We start from the raw sequence: 23,857 nt of genomic DNA on the forward strand, positions 1-23,857 counted from the left end.
TTGTCGCCGGGGGGTTACTGTTTCTCCGGTGGGTTAACCTCAAGCCACGCCATGATCCCCTGTGCCGCATGACGCCCCTCGGCCATCGCCGTGACGACCAGATCGGCACCGCGCACCGCATCGCCACCGGCAAAAATCTTCGGGTGAGTAGTCTGATACCGGTAAGGGGTGTTGACGCTTGCGACGATACGCCCCCACTCATCCACCTGCACGCCAAGGCGCGATAACCACGGCATTGAATGGGGGTTGAAACCAAAGGCCATAATCACCGCCTCGGCGGGCATAATAAACTCGCTGCCCGCGATCGCCACCGGACGACGGCGGCCTTTCGCATCCGCCTCGCCGAGCTGCGTGCGCTGTAAGCGTATGCCGCTCACTTTGCCCTCTTCATCCACTTCAATGCTGAGCGGCTGAACGTTGAACTCAAAGTTCGCCCCCTCATCGCGGGCATTTTTCACCTCTTTTTTCGAGCCGGGCATATTGGCCTCATCCCGGCGGTAGGCACAGGTCACCTTTGCCGCGCCGTGACGCAGCGCGGTGCGCACGCAGTCCATCGCCGTATCGCCGCCGCCCAGCACCACTACGTTAAGCCCTGCAGTGTCGACAAACGGCTCATCCGCCGGGGTCTTAAGCCCCATCAACTGTTTGGTGTTGGCAATCAGGAACGGTAAGGCGTCATAGACACCAGGCGCCTCTTCATTGAGCAGGTTGGCTTTCATTGAGCGGTAGGTGCCGACGCCGACGAACACCGCGTCAAACTCCGCCAGCAGCTGCTCCAGCGGGCGATCTTTGCCGATTTCACAATTAAGCTCGAAATCGATGCCCATCGCGCTGAAGATTTCGCGCCGCCGCACCAGCAGGGATTTGTCGAGCTTGAAAGCCGGAATGCCGAAGGTGAGCAGGCCGCCAATTTCCGGGTGGCGATCAAAGACGGTAGCGCTGACGCCGTGGCGAGCCAGCACATCGGCGCACGCCAGCCCCGCTGGCCCTGCGCCAATAATCGCCACCCGTTTATTAACGGGTTTCACCTGCCGCAGGTCGGGCCGCCAGCCCTGCGCCAGCGCCTGATCGGAGATGTAGCGCTCAATATTGCCGATGGTGACCGCGCCGGAGGCATCGCGCAGAGTACATGCCCCTTCGCAGAGGCTATCCTGAGGACAAACGCGGCCGGTGATCTCCGGCAGGCAGTTGGTCTGGTGCGAAAGCTCCACCGCAGCGGCGATATCCCCCGCTTTTACGCGCTCAATCCACTGGGGAATGTGGTTGTGGAGCGGGCAGCGCCATTCGCAGATGCTGTGCTCGCCGCAGGTTAAGCAGCGTCTCGCCTCCTGCTGCGCCTGCGCGGGTCGAAACGGCAGGTAGATCTCATCGAAGCCGCTTTTCCGCGCCGCAATCGGTAGCTTCTCCGGCTCGCCGCGCGCAGCGGTACTACGCAGCTGGCGAACTTTGTCGTCGTTCTGCGCCGGAACATCATGCCACGGCAGCGCCTGCTGGCGGGCGCTGCGCAATCGCCGCGCTTTTGCCATAGTTGCCAGCGCCTCTGCGTTGACTAAGGTGAGCGCATCCGCCGGGCAGTTCTCCACGCAGGCCGGGCCTGCGGTGCGCTGAGCGCAGAGATCGCATTTGTGAGCAGTGGCTTGCATCTGCCCTTCCCTGACCGTTACCAGCACCTGCATTGTGCCGAACGGGCAGACGACAACGCAGGATTTGCAGCCGATGCATTTCTGCTGATTAACCTGCACCGTGTCATCGACGCGGGTGATGGCCCCGTTCGGGCAGCTACGCGCGCAGGGAGCCGCTTCACAATGGTGGCAGGTCACCGCGCTGTTGTGTTGGGGGGTTTTAACGACGGTAATACGTGGGTAGAACGCATCAGGGGTAAGGGGATGTTGCTCGTCGTTGTGCGCCATTACGCAGGCCACTTCGCAGGCGTGACATCCAATACAGTGCTGGCTATTCGCCATAATAAAACGATTCATGGCACCCTTCTTGATTGGCTGGATAAACCTTATCTTTTATATGCCTACTCTATTTACCGGGGTGCCTGCGGGCAGGCAATGTTCATTTGCCCTGAATGGTTATCTATTTGTCACGAACATGTAGCAGATCAATTTACCTCCGCTTTTCAGAAAAGTAGCAGGTCTGCATAATCGGCCAGGATGGTCTACATTCCCTGTAACCCATTAACAATGGGCGGGCTATTTACCGCTGCGGCGAAAGCCCGGTAAAGGTAAAGAGTCAACATTGAGAGTAGGTCGTCGCAGATGAAAATTTGGCTTAAATACCGCTCTGCCTCGTGATGCCTCAATAGGGCATGATAATTTACACTTTCTCCTTTATTTCTCCACGATTGGTGTCGCTATTACCGCTACATTGAGGCGGTTATTCTCCCCCTAATCATGCGCAGCAATATGAGGTCCTGTTTCTGATGGCGAAATTTTTTATCGATCGCCCCATTTTTGCGTGGGTGCTGGCGATCCTGATCTGTCTGACCGGGGCGCTCGCCATTAGCTCGTTGCCCGTTGAGCAATATCCCGATTTAGCCCCGCCGAATGTGCGCATCACCGCCAACTACCCCGGTGCGTCGGCGCAGACGCTGGAGAACACTGTCACGCAGGTAATTGAGCAGAATATGACCGGGCTCGATAACCTGATGTATATGTCCTCACAAAGCAGCGCCACGGGCCAGGCATCGATTACCCTTAACTTCCGCGCCGGTACCGATCCGGATGAAGCGGTGCAGCAGGTGCAAAACCAGCTGCAGTCCGCGATGCGCAAGCTGCCGCAAACCGTGCAGAATCAGGGGGTGACGGTGCGCAAAACCGGCGATACCAACATCCTTACCATCGCGTTTGTCTCCACCGACGGGTCGATGGATAAGCAGGATATTGCCGACTATGTGGCAAGTAACATTCAGGATCCCTTAAGCCGCGTGAACGGCGTCGGCGATATCGACGCCTACGGCTCGCAGTACGCCATGCGCATCTGGCCCGACCCGTCGAAGCTCACCAGTTACCAGCTCACAACCGGTGACGTCACGCGCGCTATCGCCTCACAGAACGCGCAGATTGCCGTCGGGCAACTGGGCGGCACGCCCTCTGTTGATCGTCAGGCGCTGAATGCCACCATCAATGCACAGTCGCTGTTACAGACGCCGGAGCAGTTCCGCGATATTACGTTGCGCGTCAATCCTGACGGGTCGGAAGTGCGTCTCGGCGACGTGGCCACCGTCGAACTGGGCGCGGAGAAGTATGACTACCTGAGCCGTTATAACGGCAACGCCGCCTCCGGGCTCGGCGTGAAGCTGGCCTCCGGGGCGAATGAGATGGAGACGGCAGAGCTGGTGCTTCAGCGGCTCAATGAGCTGTCGCACTACTTCCCTCACGGCCTGGAGTACAAAGTCGCCTATGAAACCGCTTCGTTTGTTAAAGCCTCGATTATCGATGTGGTGAAGACGCTGCTGGAAGCGATTGTGCTGGTGTTTGTGGTGATGTACCTCTTTTTGCAAAACTTCCGCGCCACCCTGATCCCGACCATCGCCGTGCCGGTGGTGCTACTGGGTACGTTTGGCGTGCTCTACGCCTTTGGCTACAGCATCAATACGCTGACCATGTTTGCGATGGTGCTGGCCATCGGCCTGCTGGTGGATGATGCGATTGTGGTTGTGGAGAACGTCGAGCGCATTATGAGCGAAGAGGGGCTTTCGCCACGCGAGGCAACGCGCAAGTCGATGGGGCAGATTCAGGGCGCGCTGGTCGGCATTGCGATGGTGCTCTCCGCCGTGTTTGTGCCGATGGCCTTTTTTGGCGGCACGACCGGCGCCATCTATCGCCAGTTCTCTATCACCATTGTTTCGGCGATGGTGCTCTCGGTGCTGGTGGCGATGATCCTGACACCTGCGCTCTGCGCCACGCTGCTTAAACCGCTGCACAAAGGCGAGCAGCACGGGCAGAAAGGCTTCTTCGGTGCCTTTAACCGCGTCTTCAACCGCAATGCCGATCGCTATCAAAACGCCGTGGGCAAAATCCTGCATCACGCTCTGCGCTGGATCCTGCTCTATCTGCTGCTGATTGGCGTGATGGTGCTGCTGTTTATGCGCCTGCCCACCTCGTTTCTGCCGCTGGAGGATCGCGGCATGTTTACCACCTCCATTCAGTTGCCGAGCGGCTCCACGCAGCAGCAGACGCTGAAGGTGGTGCAAAAGGTGGAGAAGTACTTCTTCACCCATGAAAAAGAGAATGTGCAGTCGGTGTTCGCCACCGTCGGCTCCGGCCCCGGCGGCAACGGGCAGAACGTCGCCCGTCTCTTTATTCGCCTGAAAGATTGGGAGTCGCGCGATACCACGGATGGCAGCGCCTTTGCCATTATCGAGCGCGCGACCAAAGCCTTTAGCCGCATTAAAGAAGCGCGCGTCTTTGCCGGAAGCCCGCCGGCGATCAGCGGCATGGGCAGCTCAGCCGGGTTTGATATGGAGTTGCAGGATCACGCCGGTGCCGGTCACGATGCCTTGATGGCGGCGCGCGATCAGCTGATTCAGCTCGCCTCGCAGGATCCGGCTCTCACCCGCGTGCGTCACAATGGCCTGGATGACAGCGCACAGTTACAGATTGATATCGATCAGCGCAAAGCGCAGGCGCTGGGCGTCTCGATTGATGATATTAACGACACCCTGAAGACCGCCTGGGGCTCCAGCTACGTTAATGACTTTATGGATCGCGGCCGCGTGAAGAAGGTCTATGTGCAGTCGGCGGCGAAATTCCGCATGCTGCCGGACGACATTAACCTCTGGTATGTCCGCAATAACAGTGGCGGGATGGTGCCCTTTTCTGCCTTTGCGACCTCACACTGGCAAACCGGCTCGCCGCGTCTCGAGCGTTATAATGGCTATGCGGCGGTGGAGATCGTTGGCGAAGCCGCGCCGGGGGTCAGCACCGGTACGGCGATGGATGTGATGGAGAAGCTGGTGCGCCAGTTGCCGACCGGCTTTGGCCTTGAGTGGACGGCGATGTCCTATCAGGAACGCCTCTCCGGCGCGCAGGCACCCGCGCTCTACGCGGTCTCGCTGCTGGTGGTCTTCCTTTGTCTTGCCGCGCTGTATGAGAGCTGGTCGGTGCCCTTCTCGGTGATGCTGGTGGTGCCGCTGGGCGTAATTGGTGCGCTGGTGGCGACCTGGATGCGCGGGCTGGAGAACGATGTCTATTTCCAGGTGGGGCTGCTCACGGTGATTGGCCTGTCGGCGAAGAACGCGATTCTGATTGTCGAGTTCGCCAATGAGATGAATGCCCGCGGCGAAGATCTGCTCGCCTCAACGCTGCATGCCTGCCGCCAGCGTCTGCGACCAATTCTGATGACCTCACTGGCGTTTGTCTTTGGCGTACTGCCGATGGCGACCAGCACCGGTGCCGGCTCAAGCAGCCAGCATGCGGTGGGCACGGGGGTGATGGGCGGGATGATTTCAGCCACGGTGCTGGCTATCTTTTTTGTCCCGCTCTTCTTTGTGCTGGTGCGCCGCCGCTTCCCGCTGAAGGCGAAGCCACGTTAATCGCAGGCAACAAAAAAGGCGACTTGATTCAGGTCGCCTTTTTTTACGTGGATATTATTATTAAGCCGTCACTGCTCAATCATTCGTCTGAAAATTATTTACGAAGCATACCTTCGATAAAATCTTTCCAGTTCCCCAGTTCATGTTCAATCATAACTACCTCTCTTATTATTGCGGCCATTCTACTCAATGCCCGGATGCGATGTGAAGCTATTTAAACCAATCGAATTAATCGCTCTTTACCGGCCATTTCTCTTTGGCTTGGGTTTACTATGCGCCGCTCTGCGGCCTCATACTGTGATTAACGGCAATATTTTCTAAAAACTTAAGGGCTAAATGAAATGGCGATCACATTGTCAGATAAATCTTTAGTTTTGTTATTACAGGATGAACTACCGCTGACCAAAAGTTAATTAACTAAAATTACTCAACTCACCATTGAGTGAATTATTATTACCACGCGAATGATATTTGAATTTGATTCCGTTATTCTAATTTCCTGTTCGAATAAGGTAAAAATGAGACAAAAGGATTCAACATGATCACCCTGTACGGCATCAAAAATTGCGACACCATCAAGAAAGCCCGACGCTGGCTGGAAGCACAGCAGGTTGAATACCGCTTTCATGATTACCGCGTCGACGGGATAGATGCAGATCTGCTGCGCCCCGCTGTGGCGGAGCTTGGCTGGGAAGCCCTGCTGAATACGCGCGGAACCACCTGGCGCAAGCTGGATGAAGCGCAGCGCGCGGCGGTCGTTAACGCGGAAACAGCGATTGCCTTAATGGTTGAAATGCCTGCAATTATCAAACGGCCATTGCTCTGCGCGCCCGGTAAGCCTATGCTGCTGGGTTTCAATGAATCCAGTTATGAGAAGTTTATTCACGAGGTGTAGTTTATGTCATGCCCGGTTATTGAGCTGACGCAGCAGCTTATTCGTCGCCCTTCTCTGAGCCCCGATGATGCGGGATGCCAGGCGCTGATGATTGAACGTCTGCGCGCTATCGGTTTCACCGTTGAGCCGATGGATTTTGGCGACACGCAGAACTTCTGGGCATGGCGCGGCCAGGGAGAGACGCTGGCGTTTGCCGGCCATACGGATGTCGTCCCGGCGGGCGATGTCGACCGCTGGATCAACCCCCCTTTCGAACCTACCATTCGCGACGGCCTGCTGTTTGGTCGCGGTGCGGCAGATATGAAAGGCTCGCTGGCGGCAATGGTGGTTGCCGCCGAGCGCTTCGTGGCGCAGCACCCGCAGCACAAAGGCCGCCTTGCGTTTCTTATTACCTCTGATGAAGAGGCCAGCGCCACCAACGGCACGGTGAAAGTGGTTGAAGCGCTGATGGCGCGCAACGAACGTCTCGATTACTGCCTGGTAGGCGAACCGTCAAGCACCGAAGTGGTGGGCGACGTGGTGAAAAATGGCCGTCGCGGCTCAATGACCTGCAACCTGACCATTCATGGCGTGCAGGGGCACGTGGCCTATCCGCATCTGGCGGATAATCCGGTTCACCGCGCGGCACCGATGTTAACCGAACTGGTGGGCATCGAGTGGGATCGCGGCAATGATTACTTCCCGCCGACCAGCATGCAGATCGCCAATATTCAGGCCGGTACCGGCAGCAATAACGTCATCCCTGGTGAGCTGTTTGTACAGTTCAACTTCCGCTTCAGTACCGAACTGACGGACGAGATGATTAAAGCGAAGGTGCAGGCGCTGCTGGAGAAACATCAGCTGCGCTACTCCGTGGAGTGGTGGGTCTCAGGCCAGCCGTTCCTGACGGGACGCGGCAAGCTGGTGGATGCGGTGGTTAACGCCATTGAGCACTATAATGAGATTAAACCGCAGTTGTTGACCACCGGCGGCACCTCGGATGGCCGTTTTATTGCGCGGATGGGCGCGCAGGTTGTCGAGCTTGGGCCGGTGAACGCAACGATTCACAAAATTAACGAATGCGTAAACGCCGCAGATCTGCAGCTGCTGGCGCGGATGTACCAGCGCATTATGGAACAACTCATCGCCTGATTGGCTGGAGGTTCGCATGGATTGGCTGTCAAAATATTGGTGGATTCTGGTGCTGGTTTTTTTAGTCGGCGTGTTGATCAATGTGATCAAAGATCTTAGCCGCGTCGATCATAAAAAGTTTCTCGCCAACAAGCCGGATCTGCCGCCGCATCGTGATTTCAACGATAAGTGGGATGACGAGGATGACTGGCCGAATAAAGACCAGCCGAAGAAGTAATCTTTCACCCCCGTCCGGGGGTGAATGTTTTATAGCAGTTCAATGATGTCATCATCGTTCGGTTTGCCGCCGCTTAATGCCTCATCAAAATAGTGCTTCGGCACGGTGTACTGCAAATGATGTAGCGCCAGCGCCATACTGCGATCGTCAATCGCGTGCCCCAGATCCTCAACGATATCGAGCGTGATATCGCCGCCTAACGCCGCAACCGCCTCTTGCGCCTTCACAGCCCAGGCCAGATCGATCACTGGATCATCGCCGCCGTGGATCAGATGGATGGTATTGGTGGTGGCAACCCGCTGCGGCAGGCTGGCGTAACGACCATTAAAGGCAATCACGCGCGAGGCAAGATCCGGCTGCGCTTTGAGCCCCTCCAGCGCCATAATCGCCCCCTGCGAGAAGCCAATCAGCGCCGTGGCAAGCGGGCTGATGCCGCTCTGCTGCTGCCAGTAGCGCACCACCTCAATAAACTGTGGCATCACCGCATCGACGCGCTGCTGGCGGTTCTCTTCACTGATATTGCCGACGGAGAACCACTGGCGACCCGGTGCTGCACCGCTCGCTTCAACGCCGCCGATACTGACGATCAGCGCGTCGGGAAAGGCTGGCGCAAACCAGCGGCCAATCTCGCCCATCGAAACCGGGTTATCGCCGACGCCGTGGAACAGCAGCAGCAGTTGTTTCGCAGGGCTTGTCGGGCGTTGCACAACAAAATGGGCATCTTTCATCAGGATCTCCTTAACGTGTCAGGTGCAGTCTACGCCGGGCGAAAAGAATGACCATGCCATTTAACTGATGGAGATCGTTAAAAAAACTGTCTGGCCTGCACCTGCTTTTTCAGGGTGTCTGTACGCACTTCATCATCTGCCCGCAGCGCCAGACCAGCTTCGCTGCGCTGCTGCGCCAGTAGCGCTTTACGCCCCGTCAGCCCTAAACGCGCGCAGAGCTGTGCCTCGTGCTCATCGTGCTCAAGCTGGCCACGCAGCGCCGGGAGCGCTAAATCGCTCTGCGCAAGCAGGCGCGAAAGTGCGCCAGTGGCGGCTGAGAGCGGGCGATGGGCAAAAGCAAACCCGGCCAGCTCCAGCCAGTCCTCATCATTAAGGGTAGACCCCTGGGCCGGTGGCAGGGCTAACTTTTCCCCCTGCCAGTGTGAAAGCCACGGGAGATCCCGTGCCAGACGCTGCTGTTCATGGTTCGCCAGCGCATGCCCGGCCTCGCTTAACGGCAACAGCGCCATCGCGGTAAAGCAGCCGCTGCTCGCCTCTTTCTGGCTGCCAAGGCGCACAAGCATAAATCCGCAGCGCTGCCAGAAATGCCACAGTGCCTGCGTAAAACCAAAGCTGACCGACAGATAGTCGCAGTCGCTGTCACGCGCCTGCGCCACCAGCGCGCGGCCAATGCCTTCGCGCTGGCAGTGAGGATGCACGGCAATGCGGCTGATACGCCGTCCACGTAGCGTAGCGGCCAGCGGGCTGCCGCCGTGCGCAGCGAGTGATTGCGCCACCAGATTGCCGCGCGGGCGGCGAAAACCGGCCCATACCGCCTGGCTCAGCTCGGGCGACAGCCCGCCCTCCTCTACCAGCCAGAGCGCGCCAACTATGTTCTGCGCTTTTTTCGCCAGCCAGAAGTGCTGGCCTGGCGCATCCATCATGCGCCGCAGATCAAGTGGCGAGGTACGGTAGTGGGCGCTCGCCAGCAAGCGATAGAGTGCCGCAGGTTGCGCGGGATGATTCTGCCAGGCATTAGCGGGCAGCGGCGCGAGCGTGAGCGCGCCGGTGGGGTTATCCGTGGCAATAGCATCATCAAGCAGCAGCAGGTCGGCCACCACACGCTCAAGCGGACAACCCGCCGCCCAGCGCAGGGGCGTGGAGAGGGCGCGGTGGCGTAAGTGCGGGAAACCGGCGCAGAACTTCAGTAAAAAGCCCTGCCCGGTGCCTTCATAGCCCTGCACGGTGGTGATTAACAGCACATGGCTAAACGCAGCGGTCAGGGTATGCAGCAGCGGGCCGGGGATCGCCGCGGCTTCATCGACAATCAGCCAGTCGGGCTGGCTTCCCTGCTGATTGATCCGCCCGGCCAGCGCATCGGGGGCGATGAAATCGAACTTTTCGCCTGCGTAGTATGAAAGCACATCGGTGGCAGCGCGCGTCGGTGCCGTCACCACCGCAGGCGCGGCAAGCGTTGCGATATGCATCCCGGCGAGAGCGGATTTACCGCGTCCACGCGGCGCCGTCACCACCATCACGCCAGGCGGCATAGCAGCCAGTTCGGTGAGGATTGCCGCCTGCTCGCGCTGCGGCACACCGCTGGCGGGATGCCAGTCATTGCGGGGTGGGAAATCAGGAGTAGGTTGCGCACCGTCTTCACACCAGAGCAACGTCTGGCCGTCGTGAAAAAGGGTGCGGCTAAAGTGGTCAACAAAAACCGGGGTGGGGATGGGATCGGCGGTGTCGCTCCAGCGGCGGCTGTCTGCGTCCGGCTGCTGCGCCCAGCGATCGAGCGGCGGAACCAGCAGCAGTAGCCAGCTTCCCGCTTTTAACGTGCCGCTGAGGGCGGCAAAGGCGGCCACATCGAAGCCGTCACGCGCATCAAACACCGCATGGCTGAACTCGCGCCCGAGCAGCGTGGTGAGCGCGCGCGGCGAGCAGTGCTGCGGCTCGTCGCTCACCCACAGCCAGTCACCGGGGAGCGAGGCGCACAGCTTCCCTGCCTTATCGGCACACCACGCCGCGCTGCCGGAGAGCACCAGCAGGCGACGGATCCCTTCCCGCGCCATCTGTGCGCTCAGTGTAACCAGTGACTGCACAGTGACGGCCTACAGACGCCCGCTAAAGGTGTCGCACTGCGCCGGATCGCCGCTATCCATGCCGCGTTTGAACCAGCTGTAGCGCTGCGCCGAGGTGCCGTGCGTAAAGCTGTCCGGGATCACGCGCCCCTGGCTGCGCTGCTGTAAACGGTCATCGCCAATCGCCTGCGCCGCGTTCAGCGCCTCTTCGAGATCGCCCTCTTCCAGCACGCCCTGCTGCTGCATGCTGTGGCCCCAAACGCCGGCATAACAATCTGCCTGTAACTCCATGCGCACCGAGAGTGCATTTGCCTCTTTCTCGCTGGCATTCTGCTGCAGCTGGCGCACTTTCGCTTCGGTGCCAAGCAGTTTTTGCACGTGGTGACCCACTTCATGGGCGATCACGTAGCCCTGAGCGAAATCGCCGCCAGCGCCAAGTTTATTTTTCATCTCATCGTAAAAGGAGAGATCGATATAGACCTTGCTGTCTGCCGGGCAGTAGAACGGCCCCATGATTGACTGGCCCATGCCGCAGCCGGTATTGAAATGGTTACGGTAGAGCACCAGTTTGGGTTGCTGATATTGACGCCCCATTTTCTGGAAAAGCTGCCCCCAGGTATCTTCGGTGGAGGCGAAAATCACGCTGGAGAAGCGCGCGGCCTCATCCTCTTTCGGGTTAACCGCCGCCTGCTGTGACGATGGCGCGCTGACGGGCTGCCCGGTCAACATGCCGGTTAAATCCACGCCGTAGTAGCTTGCCACCACCACGATCACCAGCAGCACTAACCCGCCTTTGCCCCGCGGCAGACGGAAACCCGCGCCGCCCATTGAGGGGCCGCCCGACTGGCTCCGTCGGTCTTCTACATTGTCACTCTCTCGTCGCCCTTGCCAGCGCATACTGCCTCCCTATGCCAATAATGGACTCTGTGTATATATGATCGTAGGCGGTTAGGGAAGGATTACCACTGGGAAAAAGACGTAAAAAAACCAGAGGATGCAGGCACCCTCTGGCGGAGACGAAAATGTAAGCAATCAGTCCAGTTTCACGCCCAGACGGTGCGCGACGGCTTCATAGGCTTCGATCAGCCCACCGAGGCTCTGGCGGAAGCGATCTTTGTCCATTTTGTCCAGCGTCTCTTTGTCCCACAGGCGGCTACCGTCCGGGGAAAACTCATCGCCCAGCACCACTTCCCCTTTGAACAGGCCAAACTCCAGTTTGAAGTCGACAAGGATCAGGCCTGCGTCATCAAACAGCTTTTTCAGCACGTCGTTGGCTTTGTAGGAGAGCGCCTTCATGCGGGCCAGGTTCTCTTTATTTACCCATCCGAAAGTTTCGCAGTAGGATTCGTTGACCATCGGATCGTGCATGGCGTCGTTTTTCAGGAACAGATCAAACAGCGGCGGATTAAGCTCAATGCCTTCTTCAATGCCCAGACGTTTCACCAGCGAGCCTGCGGCGCGGTTGCGGATCACGCACTCGACCGGCACCATATCCAGCTTTTTCACCAGACATTCAGTATCCGAGAGCAGCGCTTCCATCTGGGTCGGGATGCCGGCATCGGCAAGTTTGGTCATAATGAAGTGGTTGAACTTGTTATTCACCATGCCTTTACGATCAAACTGTTCAATGCGCGCGCCATCCCCTGCTGACGTATCGTTACGGAATTCGAGCACCAACAGGTCCGGGTTTTCGGTACTGTAGACGGTTTTCGCTTTGCCGCGATACAACTCAGCTTGCTTTTGCATTTTATTACTCCAGGTGTGATTACAAGGCTAATTGCACTATCTTACGCCGACGCACACGTTTGCGTCACGCTGATAAAAAAAGGCCGGAAGCATTCCGGCCCTGGATTTACTGGTTAAACGCGGCCTGGAAGGCGGCGACTAACGCGTCGTTCTGAGATTGCGTCAGGGTGTGGCCCTTCGGATCGATAAACTGGAGGCTGCTGCGGTTATCAAGATCGCCGACCTGCAGTTTATAGTCACCGGAGCTGAGACCCGGATCGCGTGCGCCCAGGGCTTGCCAGCCACTGTCAGAGAGCGGTTTGTAGGTCACGGCCATGCTGCCGGTCGAACGCGTGCTGTCGGTCACTTTCATGCCCACTTTTTCCAGCACGTTCGGCAGACGCTGCCAGACGATGTTGAACGGACCGCGCACCACCAGCATCGGCAGACCGGTATCATCCGCGCCGCTCTGCACGTCGAGCGTGGTCACGCTGCGCTTCTCAGCAGCGTTCTGCGCATCGGTGGCGGTTTTATCAAGGCCTGCGGAGATAACGTTCAGCATTTCGGTGCTGTAACGCTGCAGCGATGCGGTATCCCCCACCGGTTTACCCGCCTGCTCCAGGTTCACCAGCTTGACGACAACTGCCTGCTGATAACCCTGCGGTTTCACCGCGATTTGATAGCGACCGCGATACTGCTGATCTTCATCCTGGCGGTTCCACTCAACCCAATCGGTGGTCAGGGTCTGCGCAGCATCGTCGCGTTTTGCGATAGTGAAGTTTTTCGCCTGAAGCAGACTCACAACCTGCGGCCACAGCGTGTTGCCGCGACCATTTTCGACCATCAGGGTGGCGGTATCACCGTTGAACTGGGTACGCGCACCGGTCACCAGCGCCAGCGGCTGTGCCGGCGGGCGAATGTCCAGCGCTTTACCGACAGCACCGCTGCCGTTGGCGGAAGGAACATTGTAGTCCCCAGTCTGCACCGGCAGGATCATCCCGGCGGGCGCATGAAGCTCAGCAAGCGGCGTAGCATCCAGATAGGATTCGTCGCCGCTGACCTGACGCTTGTAACGTGAATCGGAATTGCAGGCGGCGAGCAACATCACAAGTGAAACACTCGCTACCTTCGCCAGGCGCGACTTTTGTACTGAGTAAGCCATCAAATCTCCCTAAACTTTACAGCAGACCGGCATGCTTAAGCGCCGCACGAACCACCTCACGACCGTGGTCGGTAATCGGTGTCATCGGCAAACGCAGCGTATCGGTTGCCACAAGTCCCAACTCCTTACATGCCCATTTGACCGGGATCGGATTGGGTTCGACAAATAGTTTATTGTGTAACGGCATCAGACGCTGGTTAATCGCGCGGGCATCGGCAAACTGCCCTTCAGCGGCGAGTTTGCACATCTCGGCCATTTCGCGCGCCGCCACGTTAGTGGTGACGGAAATCACACCGTGACCGCCGAGCTGCATGAAGTCCATCGCAGTGGCATCATCGCCGCTCAGCAGAATAAAGTCGTCTGAAACCAGCTCTTTGATCTGGTGAACGCGACTTAAGTTCCCGGTCGCTTCTTTGATACCAATAATATTTTTGACTTCCGCCAGACGACCCACGGTTTCCGGCAGCATATCGCAGCCGGTGCGCGACGGCACATTATACAGAATCTGCGGCAGGTCAGTATGTTCGGCGATGGCTTTGAAGTGCTGGAACAGGCCTTCCTGCGTCGGACGGTTGTAATAGGGGGTAACGGTGAGGCAGCCAACGATGCCGCTGTTATTGAAACGCTGCGTCAGGCTGATGGCTTCGGCGGTGGCATTTGCGCCCGTGCCGGCAATAACAGGAATGCGCCCGTCAGCCAGCTCAACCGTCAGCTCAACCACATCAGCATGCTCGTCGTGGCTCAGGGTTGCGGATTCGCCGGTAGTCCCTACCGAAACGATCGCCGAGGTTCCACTGGCGACATGATAATCAATCAGTTTCTTCAGGCTTGACCGGCAGACTTTACCTTGCGAATCCATCGGCGTAATAAGCGCAACAATACTTCCCGTGAACATGGGCCATCCTCTGTGCAAACAAGAGCCTCAATGGTACGTGCGGTGCCGTAAGAAAAGCAAGAGACCTGACGGTCTGTGGCGGTTGTATGCCGGTTTTTTTTATGCTTTCCTTATGATTACCTCATGTTTGACAGGAAGCTCAGGTTTGACAACCTCATCACAACACTTTTTGGTTATCACTGCGCTGGGGGCCGACCGGCCTGGCATTGTGAATACAATCACACGCCATGTCAGCAGCTACGGCTGTAATATTGAAGACAGCCGGCTGGCAATGCTGGGAGAAGAGTTCACCTTTATCATGCTGCTCTCCGGGTCGTGGAACGCCATCACCCTTATCGAATCGACCCTGCCGCTGAAAGGCGCCGAACTGGATCTGTTGATTGTGATGAAGCGCACCGAGGCTCGCCCGCGTCCTGATATGCCAGCCACCGTTTGGGTGCAGGTTGACGTACCGGATTCTCCCCATTTAATTGAACGCTTTACGGCGTTATTCGACGCTCACGAGATGAATATTGCCGAGCTGGTGTCCCGTACCCAGCCCGCCAGCGCCGATGGTGTTCCGCAACTCTTTATTCAGATTACCGCCCACAGCCCGGCCTCGCGGGATGCATCAAATATTGAGCAGGCGTTTCGGGCGCTCTGTACAGAATTGAATGCGCAAGGCAGTATAAACGTCGTCAACTATTCTCAGCATGATGAACAGGATGGAGTGAAGCAATGAATCCACTGAAAGCCGGTGATATCGCACCGAAATTTAGCTTGCCCGATCAGGACGGTGAACAAGTAAATTTAGCCGACTTCCAGGGACAGCGTGTTCTGGTCTATTTCTACCCGAAAGCCATGACACCGGGTTGTACCGTCCAGGCCTGCGGCCTGCGCGATAATATGGATGAGCTGAAAAAAGCAGGCGTGGAAGTTCTCGGTATCAGCACAGATAAACCGGAAAAACTCTCCCGCTTCGCAGAGAAAGAGCTGCTCAACTTTACCCTGCTGTCCGATGAAAGCCATGAAGTGTGCCAGCAGTTTGGCGTCTGGGGTGAGAAGACCTTTATGGGTAAAACCTACGACGGCATTCACCGCATCAGTTTTCTGATTGATGCCGCCGGCACCATCGAACATGTGTTTGATGATTTCAAAACCAGCAATCACCACGATATCGTCGTGAACTGGTTAAAAGAGAACGCCTAAACGTCCCCTCTTCTGCTGCGGGCAACCCGTCTGGGTCGCCCTCCTCTCCAGCTTTTACTCTCAGTTAGCCGCTTATCATCTTATCTTCGCTGTCCAGCGAATCTGGCCAGGCGTGGATCACCGCTTTGATCAGGGTCGCCAGCGGAATGGCGAAGAAGACGCCCCAGAAGCCCCACAGGCCGCCGAAAATCACCACCGACAGGATAATCACCAGCGGATGCAGGTTTACCGCTTCCGAGAAGAGCACCGGCACCAGCAGGTTGCCATCCAGCCCCTGGATAATCAGGTAGACCGCAAAGCAGCTCCAGAACTCGGTCCCCAGCCCGAACTGAAACAGCGCCACGCCGACCACCGGAATGGTCACCACAAACGCGCCAATATAGGGAATCAGCACCGAGAAGCCCACCAGCACCGCCAGCAGCAGTGAGTAGTTTAAGCCAAAGAGAATGAAGCCAATCCAGGTGGCTACGCCCACCACTACCATCTCCAGCACTTTGCCGCGAATATAGTTGGTGATCTGCTGATTCATCTCTTTCCACACCTGGCCTGCAAGCCCGCGATTGCGCGGCAGTACGCGGCGCACGGCGTTGAGCATCTGCTCTTTATCTTTCACCAGGAAGAAAACCATCAGCGGCACCAGCACCAGATAGACCGCAAGAGTAAGCAGCCCGACCAGCGAGGCGAGGGAGTATTTCACTACCGAGTCGCCCATCGACAGCATGCGCGCGCGCATATTCTCGGCCATCGCATCGATGATGCCCGCATCCATCAGCGCGGGGTAACGGCGCGGCAGGGTAGCGGCAAAACCGGAGAGCTTGTTTAGCATGCCGGGCATATCGCGGATCAGGTTGATCCCCTGCTGCCAGGCAATCGGCATCACCACAAAGGCCATCACCAGCAGAATGCTGATGAACAGCACCAGCACGATGCTTGCCGCCCAGCTGCGCGAGCAGCCGATACGTTGCAGGCGGGCCGTTGGCCACTCCAGCAGGTAGGCAAGCACCAGCGCCACAAGCAGCGGCGCGAGCAGGCCGCTAAAGAAGAAAAGAATGGTAAAACCGGCAAGCAGGATAACCAGCAGGGCAATCGCTTCGGGATCGCTGAAGCGACGGCGATACCACTGCGTCAACATTTCGAGCATAACGTTCCTTATTTCGCCTCACTGGCGGACGTTCAGAACGGGAAGTTTATCGAAATGTCATAAAAAAGACTTCGCTTTTCGTTCCCTTTGCAGGAAACATATCATTGTCGTGAATAAGATTTTCAACGGCCATTAACGCGGCTACACTCGCAGGGCGGGTTAGCCGAATGGAACCCGGTTATCGTTGTGTCACCTCCAACACAGGAAAGAGGTTATGTTCAGGCAGTTGAAACGAACGCTGGTCGCAACTCTTATCGCCGCGCTTACCGCAGGCCAGGCTGCGCAGGTTTTTGCGGATTCGGCAGACACCCTGCCGGATATGGGGACCTCGGCTGGCAGCACGCTCTCCATCGGCCAGGAGATGCAGATGGGCGACTTCTATGTGCGCCAGCTGCGTGGCAGCGCGCCGTTGATTAACGATCCCCTACTGGTGCAGTACATCAATTCCCTCGGTATGCGGCTGGTCGCGCATGCCTACTCTGTGAAAACCCCTTTCCACTTCTATCTGGTCAATAACGACGAAATTAACGCCTTCGCCTTCTTTGGCGGCAACGTGGTGCTGCACTCTGCCCTCTTCCGTTACACAGATAATGAGAGCCAGCTTGCTTCGGTGATGGCGCATGAAATTTCGCACGTAACCCAGCGCCACCTTGCGCGTGCGATGGAAGATCAGAAAAGCAGCGCGCCGCTTACCTGGGCAGGTGCGCTGGGGTCGATTCTGCTGGCGATGGCCAATCCGCAGGCGGGGATGGCGGCGCTGACCGGCACGCTGGCCGGCACGCGGCAGGGGATGATCAGCTTTACGCAGCAGAATGAGCAGGAGGCGGATCGCATCGGCATTCAGGTGCTGCAACGCGCCGGCTTTGACCCGCAGGCGATGCCGACCTTCCTCGAAAAACTGCTCGATCAGTCACGCTACTCCAGCCGGCCGCCGGAAATTTTGCTCACGCACCCTCTACCGGAGAGTCGCCTGTCGGACGCGCGTAACCGCGCCAACCAGATGCGCCCGGTGGTCGTGCAATCCTCTGAATCGTTCTATATGGCAAAAGCCCGCACCCTGGGCATGTATAACTCAGGCCGTAACCAGTTGACCGACGATCTGCTCGACAGCTGGGCGAAAGGCAACGTGCGCGAGCAGCGCGCCGCGCAGTATGGCCGGGCGCTGAAAGCGATGGAGGCGAAAGATTTTGCCGGGGCGCAGAAACTGTTGCAGCCGCTGCTGAGCGCGGATGCGAACAATGCCTGGTATCTCGATCTGGCGACAGATATCGATCTTGGCCTTAATAAAAGCGGCGAGGCGATTAAACGCCTGAATAGTGCCAGCGGGCTTAAGAACAACCCGGTGCTGCAACTTAACCTGGCGAATGCTTACTTACAGGGCGGCCAGGCGGCTCAGGCCGCGCAGATCCTCAATCGCTACACCTTCACCAACAAAGAGGATATCAACGGCTGGGATCTGCTGGCGCAAACGGAAGCGGCACTCGGCAACCGCGATCAGGAGCTGGCGGCACGCGCCGAAGGCCAGGCGCTGATCGGCAGGCTCGACCAGGCGATCACACTGCTGAGCAGTGCCAGCGCACAGGTGAAGCTCGGCAGCCTGCAACAGGCACGCTATGATGCGCGCATCGACCAGCTGCGCCAGATGCAGCAGCGTTTCCGCCCGTACGAAAAGATGTAATCAGGAGAGAAAATGTCAGACGCGGTAACAATCTACCATAACCCCCGCTGCTCCAAGAGCCGTGAAACCCTGAGCCTGCTGCAGGCCGACGGTGTTGAACCGGAAGTGGTGCTCTATCTGGAGACGCCGCCGGATGCGGCAACAATCAAACAGCTGTTGCAGTGGCTTGGGATGTCGAGCGCGCGGGAATTAATGCGCACCAAAGAGGATCTCTACAAATCGCTCAACCTCGGCGACAGCGCCTTATCCGAAGCAGCGCTGGTGCAGGCGATGGTAGAGAACCCGAAATTGATCGAGCGGCCAATCGTGGTCGCCAACGGTCAAGCGCGTATTGGCCGCCCGCCGGAAAGCGTACTGGAGATCTTGCGGTAAGAGCGGATGACATCCTGGAGGCCGGATAAGGCTGCACGCCGCCATCCGGCTGAAGCAGCCACAATGCATTGCCGGATGGCGCTCACGCTTATCCGGCCTACGCAGCGAGCCGCGGGCATTTAACTGCCTACAGCTGCAGAATATCCTTCACAAACGGGATGGTGAGCTTGCGCTGGGCGGTTATCGAGGCGCGGTCCAGCTGATCGAGCGTGTCGAACAGCGTACGCATCTCGCGATCTAATCTTTTCAGCAGAAAACGGCCAACATCTTCCGGCAGCTCAAAGCCGCGAATGCGCGCGCGCAGCTGCAGCGCCTGCAATTTGTCTTCATCGGAGAGCGGCTGCAGCTTGTAGATCTGCCCCCAGTCGAGACGCGAGGCCAGATCCGGCAAGCCGAGATTGAGCTGGCGCGGCGGCCGGTCACCGGTGATCAGCAGGCGGGTTTTGCCCTGCTCCAGAATGCGGTTGTAGAGGTTGAAGATCGCCATCTCCCACGGCTCATCACCGGCGATACATTCAATATTATCAATGCATACCAGCGAGAGGTGCTCCATCCCTTCCAGCACTTCCGGTACAAACCAGGTGCGTTTATCGAGCGGCACATAACCGACGGCATCGCCGCGCTGCGAGAGTTCAGCGCAGGCGGCATGCAGCAGATGGCTGCGCCCCGCCCCTTCGCGCGACCAGAAATAGATGTAACCGCTGTGCGCCTCGCGCAAAACGTTTTGTAACGCCGCCAGTAAGGAGGGGTTATCACCCGGCCAGAAACTCGCAAAGGTTTCATCATCGGGTAAAAATAGTGGCAGGGAGAGCTGTGCCGGCGTGTTCAGAGGTACCTCAACAGGGCTTACAAAAAACGCAGTGAGTCTATCATAAAAATGGACGCTGTTTGAACCGGGCGCAAGACCCGGCTCAATTCTGTGCGCGACTTACGGTTTCGCCTGCTCATTTTCTGAGGCATCCAGCACCACCTCTTCCGGGCGCAGCACGCTAATCAGCTTAAAGATCAGGCTCAGGCCAACACCAACAATGGTCGCCAGCGCCATACCTTTCAGCTCTGCCGCGCCGATATGCACCTTCGCGCCGCTGACGCCGATAATCAGGATCACCGAGGTGAGGATCAGGTTTTGCGCTTTGCTGTAGTCCACTTTCGACTCGATCAGCACGCGGATCCCCGAAGCCCCAATCACCCCGTAGAGCAGCAGCGACACACCGCCCATTACCGGCACCGGAATGATCTGGATCGCCGCAGCCAGCTTGCCGACACAGGAGAGCAGAATGGCGAAAATCGCCGCGCCGCCAATCACCCAGGTACTGTAGACACGGGTGATCGCCATTACGCCAATATTCTCACCGTAAGTGGTGTTTGGCGTCGAACCGAAGAAACCGGAGATCATCGTCGACAGGCCGTTGGCGAACATTGAGCGGTGCAGACCCGGGTCGCGGATCAGATCGCGTTTAACGATATTGGCCGTCACCACCAGATGGCCGACGTGCTCGGCAATCACCACCAGCGCCGCTGGCAGAATGGTGAAAATAGCGAACCACTCAAAGCGCGGGGTGTAAAAGGTTGGCAGCGCGAACCAGTGCGCCTGGGCAATAGGAGTGGTATCGACAACGCCCATCGCGAAAGAGAGCGCATAGCCCGCCAGCACCCCGATCAAAATCGGGATAATCGCCAGAAAGCCGCGGAACAGCACCGAACCAAAGACCGTGACCGCCAGCGTCACCAGCGAAATGGTGATGGTTTTGCTGTCGGCGCTCTGCCCATCCGGCGGCAACAAGCCAGCCATGTTGGCCGCCACGCCCGCTAACTCGAGACCAATCACCGCCACAATGGCCCCCATTGCCGCAGGCGGGAACATCACATCCAGCCAGCCGGTGCCCGCTTTTTTCACTATCAGCGCCACCAGGCAGAAGAGCACGCCGCACATAATGAACCCGCCCAGCGCCACTTCATAGCCCAGCGGCAACAGCAGCAGCACCGGCGAGATGAAAGCGAAACTGGAGCCAAGGTAGGCAGGGATTTTCCCTTTACAGATAAAGATATAGAGCAGCGTTCCGACACCGTTGAACAGCAGTACGGTAGCCGGGTTGATATGAAACAGGATTGGCACCAGCACGGTTGCGCCAAACATGGCGAACAAGTGCTGCAAACTAAGCGGGATCGTCTGTAAAAGCGGCGGTCTTTCACTCACCCCGATAGCACGGCGCGTCATAGTGTTTTCCTCTGAGTGTTGTTGTTAATCTCCCCGTCCGGTCCGGCGGGCAGTGTTTTGTTTCCCAAAAAAAAGCCGACTATCAAAGTCGGCTTTCATTGTGTTGTCAGTTACTTCGTACCAAAAATCTTATCGCCGGCATCGCCGAGCCCCGGGATGATGTATCCCTGCTCGTTGAGCCCCTGGTCGATAGACGCGGTGTAGAGTTCGACATCCGGATGCGCCTTCTCCAGCGCGGCGACACCTTCCGGCGCGGCTACCAGCACCAGCACCTTAATAGTGGTGCAGCCGGCGTTTTTCAGCAGATCGATAGTCGCGATCATTGAACCGCCGGTCGCCAGCATCGGGTCAACCACCAGCGCCATACGCTCGTCGATATTCGATACCAGCTTCTGGAAGTAAGGCACCGGCTCCAGCGTCTCTTCGTTGCGGTAGATACCAACGACGCTGATGCGCGCGCTTGGCACGTGCTCCAGCACGCCTTCCATCATTCCCAAACCGGCGCGCAGGATCGGCACCACGGTAATTTTCTTACCCTTGATCTGGTCGATCTCTACCGGGCCGTTCCAGCCTTCGATAGTGACCTTTTCCGTTTCCAGATCCGCAGTAGCTTCATACGTCAGCAGGCTGCCTACTTCTGAGGCGAGTTCACGGAAGCGTTTGGTGCTGATGTCGTTCTCTCGCATCAGGCCCAGCTTGTGTTTGACGAGTGGGTGTTTTACTTCCACGACCTTCATACTCTTCTCCTTCCGCTGACAGGTGGCAACCACAAAAAAAAATCGCCGGATTATACCGCTTTTTTTCCGTTTCGCTACAGGCAGCCGCTTGATCGCGATCAATTTGGCTGGAAAAGAGTATAAAACAATAATCGACCGTGCCCTGCAACAATGGACTCGCAAACGTTTGCCTTGGCTGTTAGAATTGCGCCGAATTTTTATTGCTACCGCTAGAAAACGCGTGGGGACAGAAGCAGTGACCGATAAAACCTCTCTCAGCTATAAAGATGCCGGTGTTGATATCGACGCGGGCAATGCTCTGGTAGACCGAATCAAAGGCGTGGTGAAGAAGACCCGTCGCCCGGAAGTGATGGGCGGGCTGGGCGGCTTCGGCGCGCTGTGCGCGTTGCCGCAAAAATATCGTGAACCAGTTCTGGTTTCCGGCACTGACGGCGTAGGCACCAAGCTGCGTCTGGCGATGGATCTGAAACGTCACGACACTATCGGTATCGACCTTGTGGCAATGTGCGTTAACGATCTGGTGGTACAGGGCGCTGAGCCCCTCTTCTTCCTCGACTACTACGCCACCGGCAAGCTGGACGTTGATACCGCTGCCAGCGTGATTAACGGTATCGCCGAAGGGTGTTTGCAGTCCGGCTGCGCGCTGGTTGGCGGCGAAACGGCAGAGATGCCGGGCATGTATCACGGCGACGACTATGATGTGGCCGGTTTCTGCGTCGGCGTGGTGGAAAAATCAGAGATTATCGACGGTAGCAAAGTCGCTGATGGCGATGTGCTGATCGCCCTTGGCTCGAGCGGCCCGCACTCCAACGGCTACTCGCTGGTGCGCAAAGTGCTCGAAGTGAGCGGCACCGATCCGCTGACCACGCAGCTGGAAGGGAAATCACTTGCCGATCATCTGCTGGAGCCGACGCGTATTTACGTCAAATCCGTGCTGGAGCTGATTGAAAAGGTTGAGGTTCATGCCGTTGCGCACCTGACCGGCGGCGGTTTCTGGGAGAACATTCCTCGCGTACTGCCGGATAACACCCAGGCGGTTATCGACGAATCCTCCTGGCAGTGGCCGGCGGTATTTAACTGGCTGCAGAGCGCCGGTAATGTCAGCCGTCACGAGATGTACCGCACCTTTAACTGCGGCGTCGGCATGGTGATCGCCCTGCCCGCGCAGGAAGTGGATAAAGCCATTGAGCTGCTGAATGCCAAAGGTGAAAAGGCATGGAAAATCGGTATGATCAAAGCTTCCGATTCCAGCGAGCGTGTGGTCATTGAATGAAAAACATTGTGGTGCTGATTTCCGGCAACGGCAGTAATTTGCAGGCGATTATCGACGCCTGCAAAGAGAAAAGAATCAACGGCACCCTGCGGGCAGTTTTCAGCAATAAGGCCGACGCGTTCGGCCTTGAGCGTGCGCGGGAAGCCGATATTCCCGCACATGCGCTGAGCGCAGATCAGTTTGCCAACCGCGACGCGTTCGATCGTGAACTGATGCAGGAGATTGACGCCTACGCGCCGGATGTGGTGGTGCTGGCGGGTTATATGCGCATCCTCAGCCCGGCGTTTGTCGCCCACTACGCCGGTCGCCTGCTCAACATCCACCCTTCCCTGTTACCGAAATACCCGGGTTTGCATACCCACCGTCAGGTGCTGGAAAACGGTGATGAGGAGCACGGTACCAGCGTGCACTTTGTCACTGACGAGCTGGATGGCGGCCCGGTGATTTTGCAGGCGAAAGTTCCGGTGTTCGCGGGGGATAGCGAAGAGGATATTACCGCGCGCGTGCAGGCGCAGGAGCATGCGATCTATCCGCTGGTGGTGAGCTGGTTTGTCGAGGGTCGCCTGACCATGCAAGAGGGCGGTGCCTGGCTTGATGGTCTGCGTTTACCACCAGAAGGGTATGCAGCCGACGAATAATCGCTTTTTCCCGGCTGCGGCTTACGCGGGCGGGCTGTTTTCTGTGCCGGGGAGGCGAAACCTCCTGCGGCACATCCTTCCCCTCTCTACTCCACACTATTTTTCATCACGTTAAGCAATAAAACTGATTACTGTCATACTTTTTTGCCACAGTTGGACATCTGCTAAGAAAGCTCGCCATAATAAGTTGTCTTATACGAAGGAACGCCAGCAACGTTCACCTGCAAGTCGGAGCACCGCATGCGCGAGAGGGAGTGGCC

At 57.6% G+C, this 23,857-nt stretch carries 22 protein-coding genes; 10 read left to right on the forward strand and 12 right to left on the reverse strand.

The window, feature by feature from the left end; genetic code table 11:
* Window positions 1–14 precede the first annotated feature (14 nt).
* Window positions 15–1,979 carry a formate-dependent uric acid utilization protein AegA gene (aegA, locus tag PU683_RS00145; RefSeq protein WP_277169558.1) on the reverse strand — a complete coding sequence of 655 codons (1,965 nt, stop codon included), beginning with the start codon at window positions 1,977–1,979 and terminating at the stop codon, window positions 15–17.
* 449 nt (window positions 1,980–2,428) lie between these two features.
* Here aegA and acrD point away from each other — a divergent pair, with 449 nt between their 5' ends.
* Complete coding sequence (acrD, locus tag PU683_RS00150; RefSeq protein ID WP_277169559.1) at window positions 2,429–5,542, forward strand: multidrug efflux RND transporter permease AcrD; 3,114 nt, start codon at window positions 2,429–2,431, stop codon at window positions 5,540–5,542.
* 94 nt (window positions 5,543–5,636) lie between these two features.
* On the opposite strand, the gene ypfM is transcribed toward acrD, so the two are convergent.
* Window positions 5,637–5,696, reverse strand: coding sequence for a protein YpfM (gene ypfM / locus PU683_RS00155; protein ID WP_100181659.1), 60 nt, complete (start codon window positions 5,694–5,696; stop codon window positions 5,637–5,639).
* Window positions 5,697–6,080: 384 nt separating this feature from the next.
* Between ypfM and PU683_RS00160 the strand changes: the two genes are divergently transcribed.
* From PU683_RS00160 to PU683_RS00170, 3 genes are read left to right on the forward strand one after another with little or no spacing between them, the layout of a single operon-like run.
* Window positions 6,081–6,437, forward strand: coding sequence for an ArsC family reductase (locus PU683_RS00160; protein WP_277169560.1), 357 nt, complete (start codon window positions 6,081–6,083; stop codon window positions 6,435–6,437).
* A gap of 3 nt (window positions 6,438–6,440) precedes the next feature.
* Window positions 6,441–7,568, forward strand: a complete 1,128-nt coding sequence (dapE, locus tag PU683_RS00165; RefSeq protein WP_277169561.1) for a succinyl-diaminopimelate desuccinylase — start codon at window positions 6,441–6,443, stop codon at window positions 7,566–7,568.
* Window positions 7,569–7,584: 16 nt separating this feature from the next.
* Window positions 7,585–7,785, forward strand: coding sequence for a YpfN family protein (locus tag PU683_RS00170; RefSeq protein ID WP_023481257.1), 201 nt, complete (start codon window positions 7,585–7,587; stop codon window positions 7,783–7,785).
* A 29-nt stretch (window positions 7,786–7,814) separates the two neighbouring features.
* Here the strand turns inward: PU683_RS00170 and ypfH are convergent, their stop codons facing one another.
* From ypfH to dapA, 6 genes are all read right to left on the reverse strand, one after another.
* Window positions 7,815–8,513 carry an esterase gene (gene ypfH / locus PU683_RS00175; RefSeq protein WP_277169562.1) on the reverse strand — a complete coding sequence of 233 codons (699 nt, stop codon included), beginning with the start codon at window positions 8,511–8,513 and terminating at the stop codon, window positions 7,815–7,817.
* Window positions 8,514–8,590: 77 nt separating this feature from the next.
* Entirely contained in the window at window positions 8,591–10,591 is a 2,001-nt protein-coding gene (locus PU683_RS00180) for a tRNA(Met) cytidine acetyltransferase TmcA (RefSeq protein ID WP_487246929.1), read from the reverse strand.
* 9 nt (window positions 10,592–10,600) lie between these two features.
* Window positions 10,601–11,467 (reverse strand): KPN_02809 family neutral zinc metallopeptidase, encoded by an 867-nt coding sequence (gene ypfJ / locus PU683_RS00185; RefSeq protein ID WP_277169563.1) that lies wholly within the window; start codon window positions 11,465–11,467, stop codon window positions 10,601–10,603.
* 135 nt (window positions 11,468–11,602) lie between these two features.
* Complete coding sequence (gene purC / locus PU683_RS00190; RefSeq protein WP_277169564.1) at window positions 11,603–12,316, reverse strand: phosphoribosylaminoimidazolesuccinocarboxamide synthase; 714 nt, start codon at window positions 12,314–12,316, stop codon at window positions 11,603–11,605.
* Window positions 12,317–12,422: 106 nt separating this feature from the next.
* Entirely contained in the window at window positions 12,423–13,457 is a 1,035-nt protein-coding gene (gene bamC / locus PU683_RS00195) for an outer membrane protein assembly factor BamC (protein ID WP_277169565.1), read from the reverse strand.
* 16 nt (window positions 13,458–13,473) lie between these two features.
* A complete protein-coding gene (gene dapA, locus PU683_RS00200; protein ID WP_023481177.1) occupies window positions 13,474–14,352 on the reverse strand; it encodes a 4-hydroxy-tetrahydrodipicolinate synthase in 879 nt (292 codons plus the stop codon).
* Window positions 14,353–14,497: 145 nt separating this feature from the next.
* On the opposite strand from dapA, the gene PU683_RS00205 reads away from it, so the two are divergent.
* Both PU683_RS00205 and bcp read left to right on the forward strand, forming a co-directional pair.
* Window positions 14,498–15,073 (forward strand): glycine cleavage system transcriptional repressor, encoded by a 576-nt coding sequence (locus PU683_RS00205; RefSeq protein ID WP_277169566.1) that lies wholly within the window; start codon window positions 14,498–14,500, stop codon window positions 15,071–15,073.
* Window positions 15,070–15,540: a thioredoxin-dependent thiol peroxidase gene (bcp, locus tag PU683_RS00210; protein ID WP_023481155.1), complete on the forward strand. Its 471-nt coding sequence runs from the start codon at window positions 15,070–15,072 to the stop codon at window positions 15,538–15,540. The genes PU683_RS00205 and bcp overlap by 4 nt, the downstream gene beginning before the upstream one ends.
* 64 nt (window positions 15,541–15,604) lie before the next feature.
* On the opposite strand, the gene PU683_RS00215 is transcribed toward bcp, so the two are convergent.
* Window positions 15,605–16,681 carry an AI-2E family transporter gene (locus PU683_RS00215; RefSeq protein WP_277169567.1) on the reverse strand — a complete coding sequence of 359 codons (1,077 nt, stop codon included), beginning with the start codon at window positions 16,679–16,681 and terminating at the stop codon, window positions 15,605–15,607.
* Between the two features lie 214 nt (window positions 16,682–16,895).
* Between PU683_RS00215 and bepA the strand changes: the two genes are divergently transcribed.
* Together bepA and arsC are read left to right on the forward strand one after the other, a co-directional pair.
* Window positions 16,896–18,359, forward strand: a complete 1,464-nt coding sequence (gene bepA / locus PU683_RS00220) for a beta-barrel assembly-enhancing protease (RefSeq protein ID WP_277169568.1) — start codon at window positions 16,896–16,898, stop codon at window positions 18,357–18,359.
* Window positions 18,360–18,371: 12 nt separating this feature from the next.
* Window positions 18,372–18,731 (forward strand): arsenate reductase (glutaredoxin), encoded by a 360-nt coding sequence (arsC, locus tag PU683_RS00225; RefSeq protein ID WP_277169569.1) that lies wholly within the window; start codon window positions 18,372–18,374, stop codon window positions 18,729–18,731.
* Between the two features lie 127 nt (window positions 18,732–18,858).
* Here arsC and PU683_RS00230 read toward each other — a convergent pair whose 3' ends face one another.
* The 3 genes from PU683_RS00230 to upp all read right to left on the reverse strand — a co-directional run bounded on the left by PU683_RS00230 (window position 18,859) and on the right by upp (window position 21,686).
* Window positions 18,859–19,560, reverse strand: coding sequence for a DnaA inactivator Hda (locus PU683_RS00230; RefSeq protein WP_034813832.1), 702 nt, complete (start codon window positions 19,558–19,560; stop codon window positions 18,859–18,861).
* A gap of 99 nt (window positions 19,561–19,659) precedes the next feature.
* Complete coding sequence (gene uraA / locus PU683_RS00235) at window positions 19,660–20,949, reverse strand: uracil permease (RefSeq protein ID WP_277169570.1); 1,290 nt, start codon at window positions 20,947–20,949, stop codon at window positions 19,660–19,662.
* 110 nt (window positions 20,950–21,059) lie between these two features.
* A complete protein-coding gene (gene upp, locus PU683_RS00240) occupies window positions 21,060–21,686 on the reverse strand; it encodes a uracil phosphoribosyltransferase (protein WP_023481179.1) in 627 nt (208 codons plus the stop codon).
* A gap of 235 nt (window positions 21,687–21,921) precedes the next feature.
* Here upp and purM point away from each other — a divergent pair, with 235 nt between their 5' ends.
* Window positions 21,922–22,959, forward strand: coding sequence for a phosphoribosylformylglycinamidine cyclo-ligase (gene purM / locus PU683_RS00245; RefSeq protein WP_277169571.1), 1,038 nt, complete (start codon window positions 21,922–21,924; stop codon window positions 22,957–22,959).
* On the forward strand, window positions 22,956–23,597 hold the full coding sequence (gene purN, locus PU683_RS00250; RefSeq protein WP_277169572.1) for a phosphoribosylglycinamide formyltransferase: 642 nt from the start codon (window positions 22,956–22,958) through the stop codon (window positions 23,595–23,597). The genes purM and purN overlap by 4 nt, the downstream gene beginning before the upstream one ends.
* Window positions 23,598–23,857 lie beyond the last annotated feature (260 nt).

This window comes from Candidatus Kosakonia sp. 282A-S69 (assembly GCF_029433855.1).
Taxonomy (GTDB): domain Bacteria; phylum Pseudomonadota; class Gammaproteobacteria; order Enterobacterales; family Enterobacteriaceae; genus Kosakonia; species Kosakonia cowanii_A.

Bases quoted from the DNA above. Each gene is read 5' to 3' on its own strand.
- dapA (WP_023481177.1), bottom strand. From the start codon at position 14,352: ATGTTCACGGGAAGTATTGTTGCGCTTATTACGCCGATGGATTCGCAA.
- uraA (WP_277169570.1), bottom strand. From the start codon at position 20,949: ATGACGCGCCGTGCTATCGGGGTGAGTGAAAGACCGCCGCTTTTACAG.
- bamC (WP_277169565.1), bottom strand. From the start codon at position 13,457: ATGGCTTACTCAGTACAAAAGTCGCGCCTGGCGAAGGTAGCGAGTGTT.
- ypfJ (WP_277169563.1), bottom strand. From the start codon at position 11,467: ATGCGCTGGCAAGGGCGACGAGAGAGTGACAATGTAGAAGACCGACGG.
- purC (WP_277169564.1), bottom strand. From the start codon at position 12,316: ATGCAAAAGCAAGCTGAGTTGTATCGCGGCAAAGCGAAAACCGTCTAC.
- dapE (WP_277169561.1), top strand. From the start codon at position 6,441: ATGTCATGCCCGGTTATTGAGCTGACGCAGCAGCTTATTCGTCGCCCT.
- purN (WP_277169572.1), top strand. From the start codon at position 22,956: ATGAAAAACATTGTGGTGCTGATTTCCGGCAACGGCAGTAATTTGCAG.
- aegA (WP_277169558.1), bottom strand. From the start codon at position 1,979: ATGAATCGTTTTATTATGGCGAATAGCCAGCACTGTATTGGATGTCAC.
- upp (WP_023481179.1), bottom strand. From the start codon at position 21,686: ATGAAGGTCGTGGAAGTAAAACACCCACTCGTCAAACACAAGCTGGGC.
- bcp (WP_023481155.1), top strand. From the start codon at position 15,070: ATGAATCCACTGAAAGCCGGTGATATCGCACCGAAATTTAGCTTGCCC.
- PU683_RS00160 (WP_277169560.1), top strand. From the start codon at position 6,081: ATGATCACCCTGTACGGCATCAAAAATTGCGACACCATCAAGAAAGCC.
- ypfH (WP_277169562.1), bottom strand. From the start codon at position 8,513: ATGAAAGATGCCCATTTTGTTGTGCAACGCCCGACAAGCCCTGCGAAA.
- PU683_RS00170 (WP_023481257.1), top strand. From the start codon at position 7,585: ATGGATTGGCTGTCAAAATATTGGTGGATTCTGGTGCTGGTTTTTTTA.
- bepA (WP_277169568.1), top strand. From the start codon at position 16,896: ATGTTCAGGCAGTTGAAACGAACGCTGGTCGCAACTCTTATCGCCGCG.
- acrD (WP_277169559.1), top strand. From the start codon at position 2,429: ATGGCGAAATTTTTTATCGATCGCCCCATTTTTGCGTGGGTGCTGGCG.
- PU683_RS00215 (WP_277169567.1), bottom strand. From the start codon at position 16,681: ATGCTCGAAATGTTGACGCAGTGGTATCGCCGTCGCTTCAGCGATCCC.
- arsC (WP_277169569.1), top strand. From the start codon at position 18,372: ATGTCAGACGCGGTAACAATCTACCATAACCCCCGCTGCTCCAAGAGC.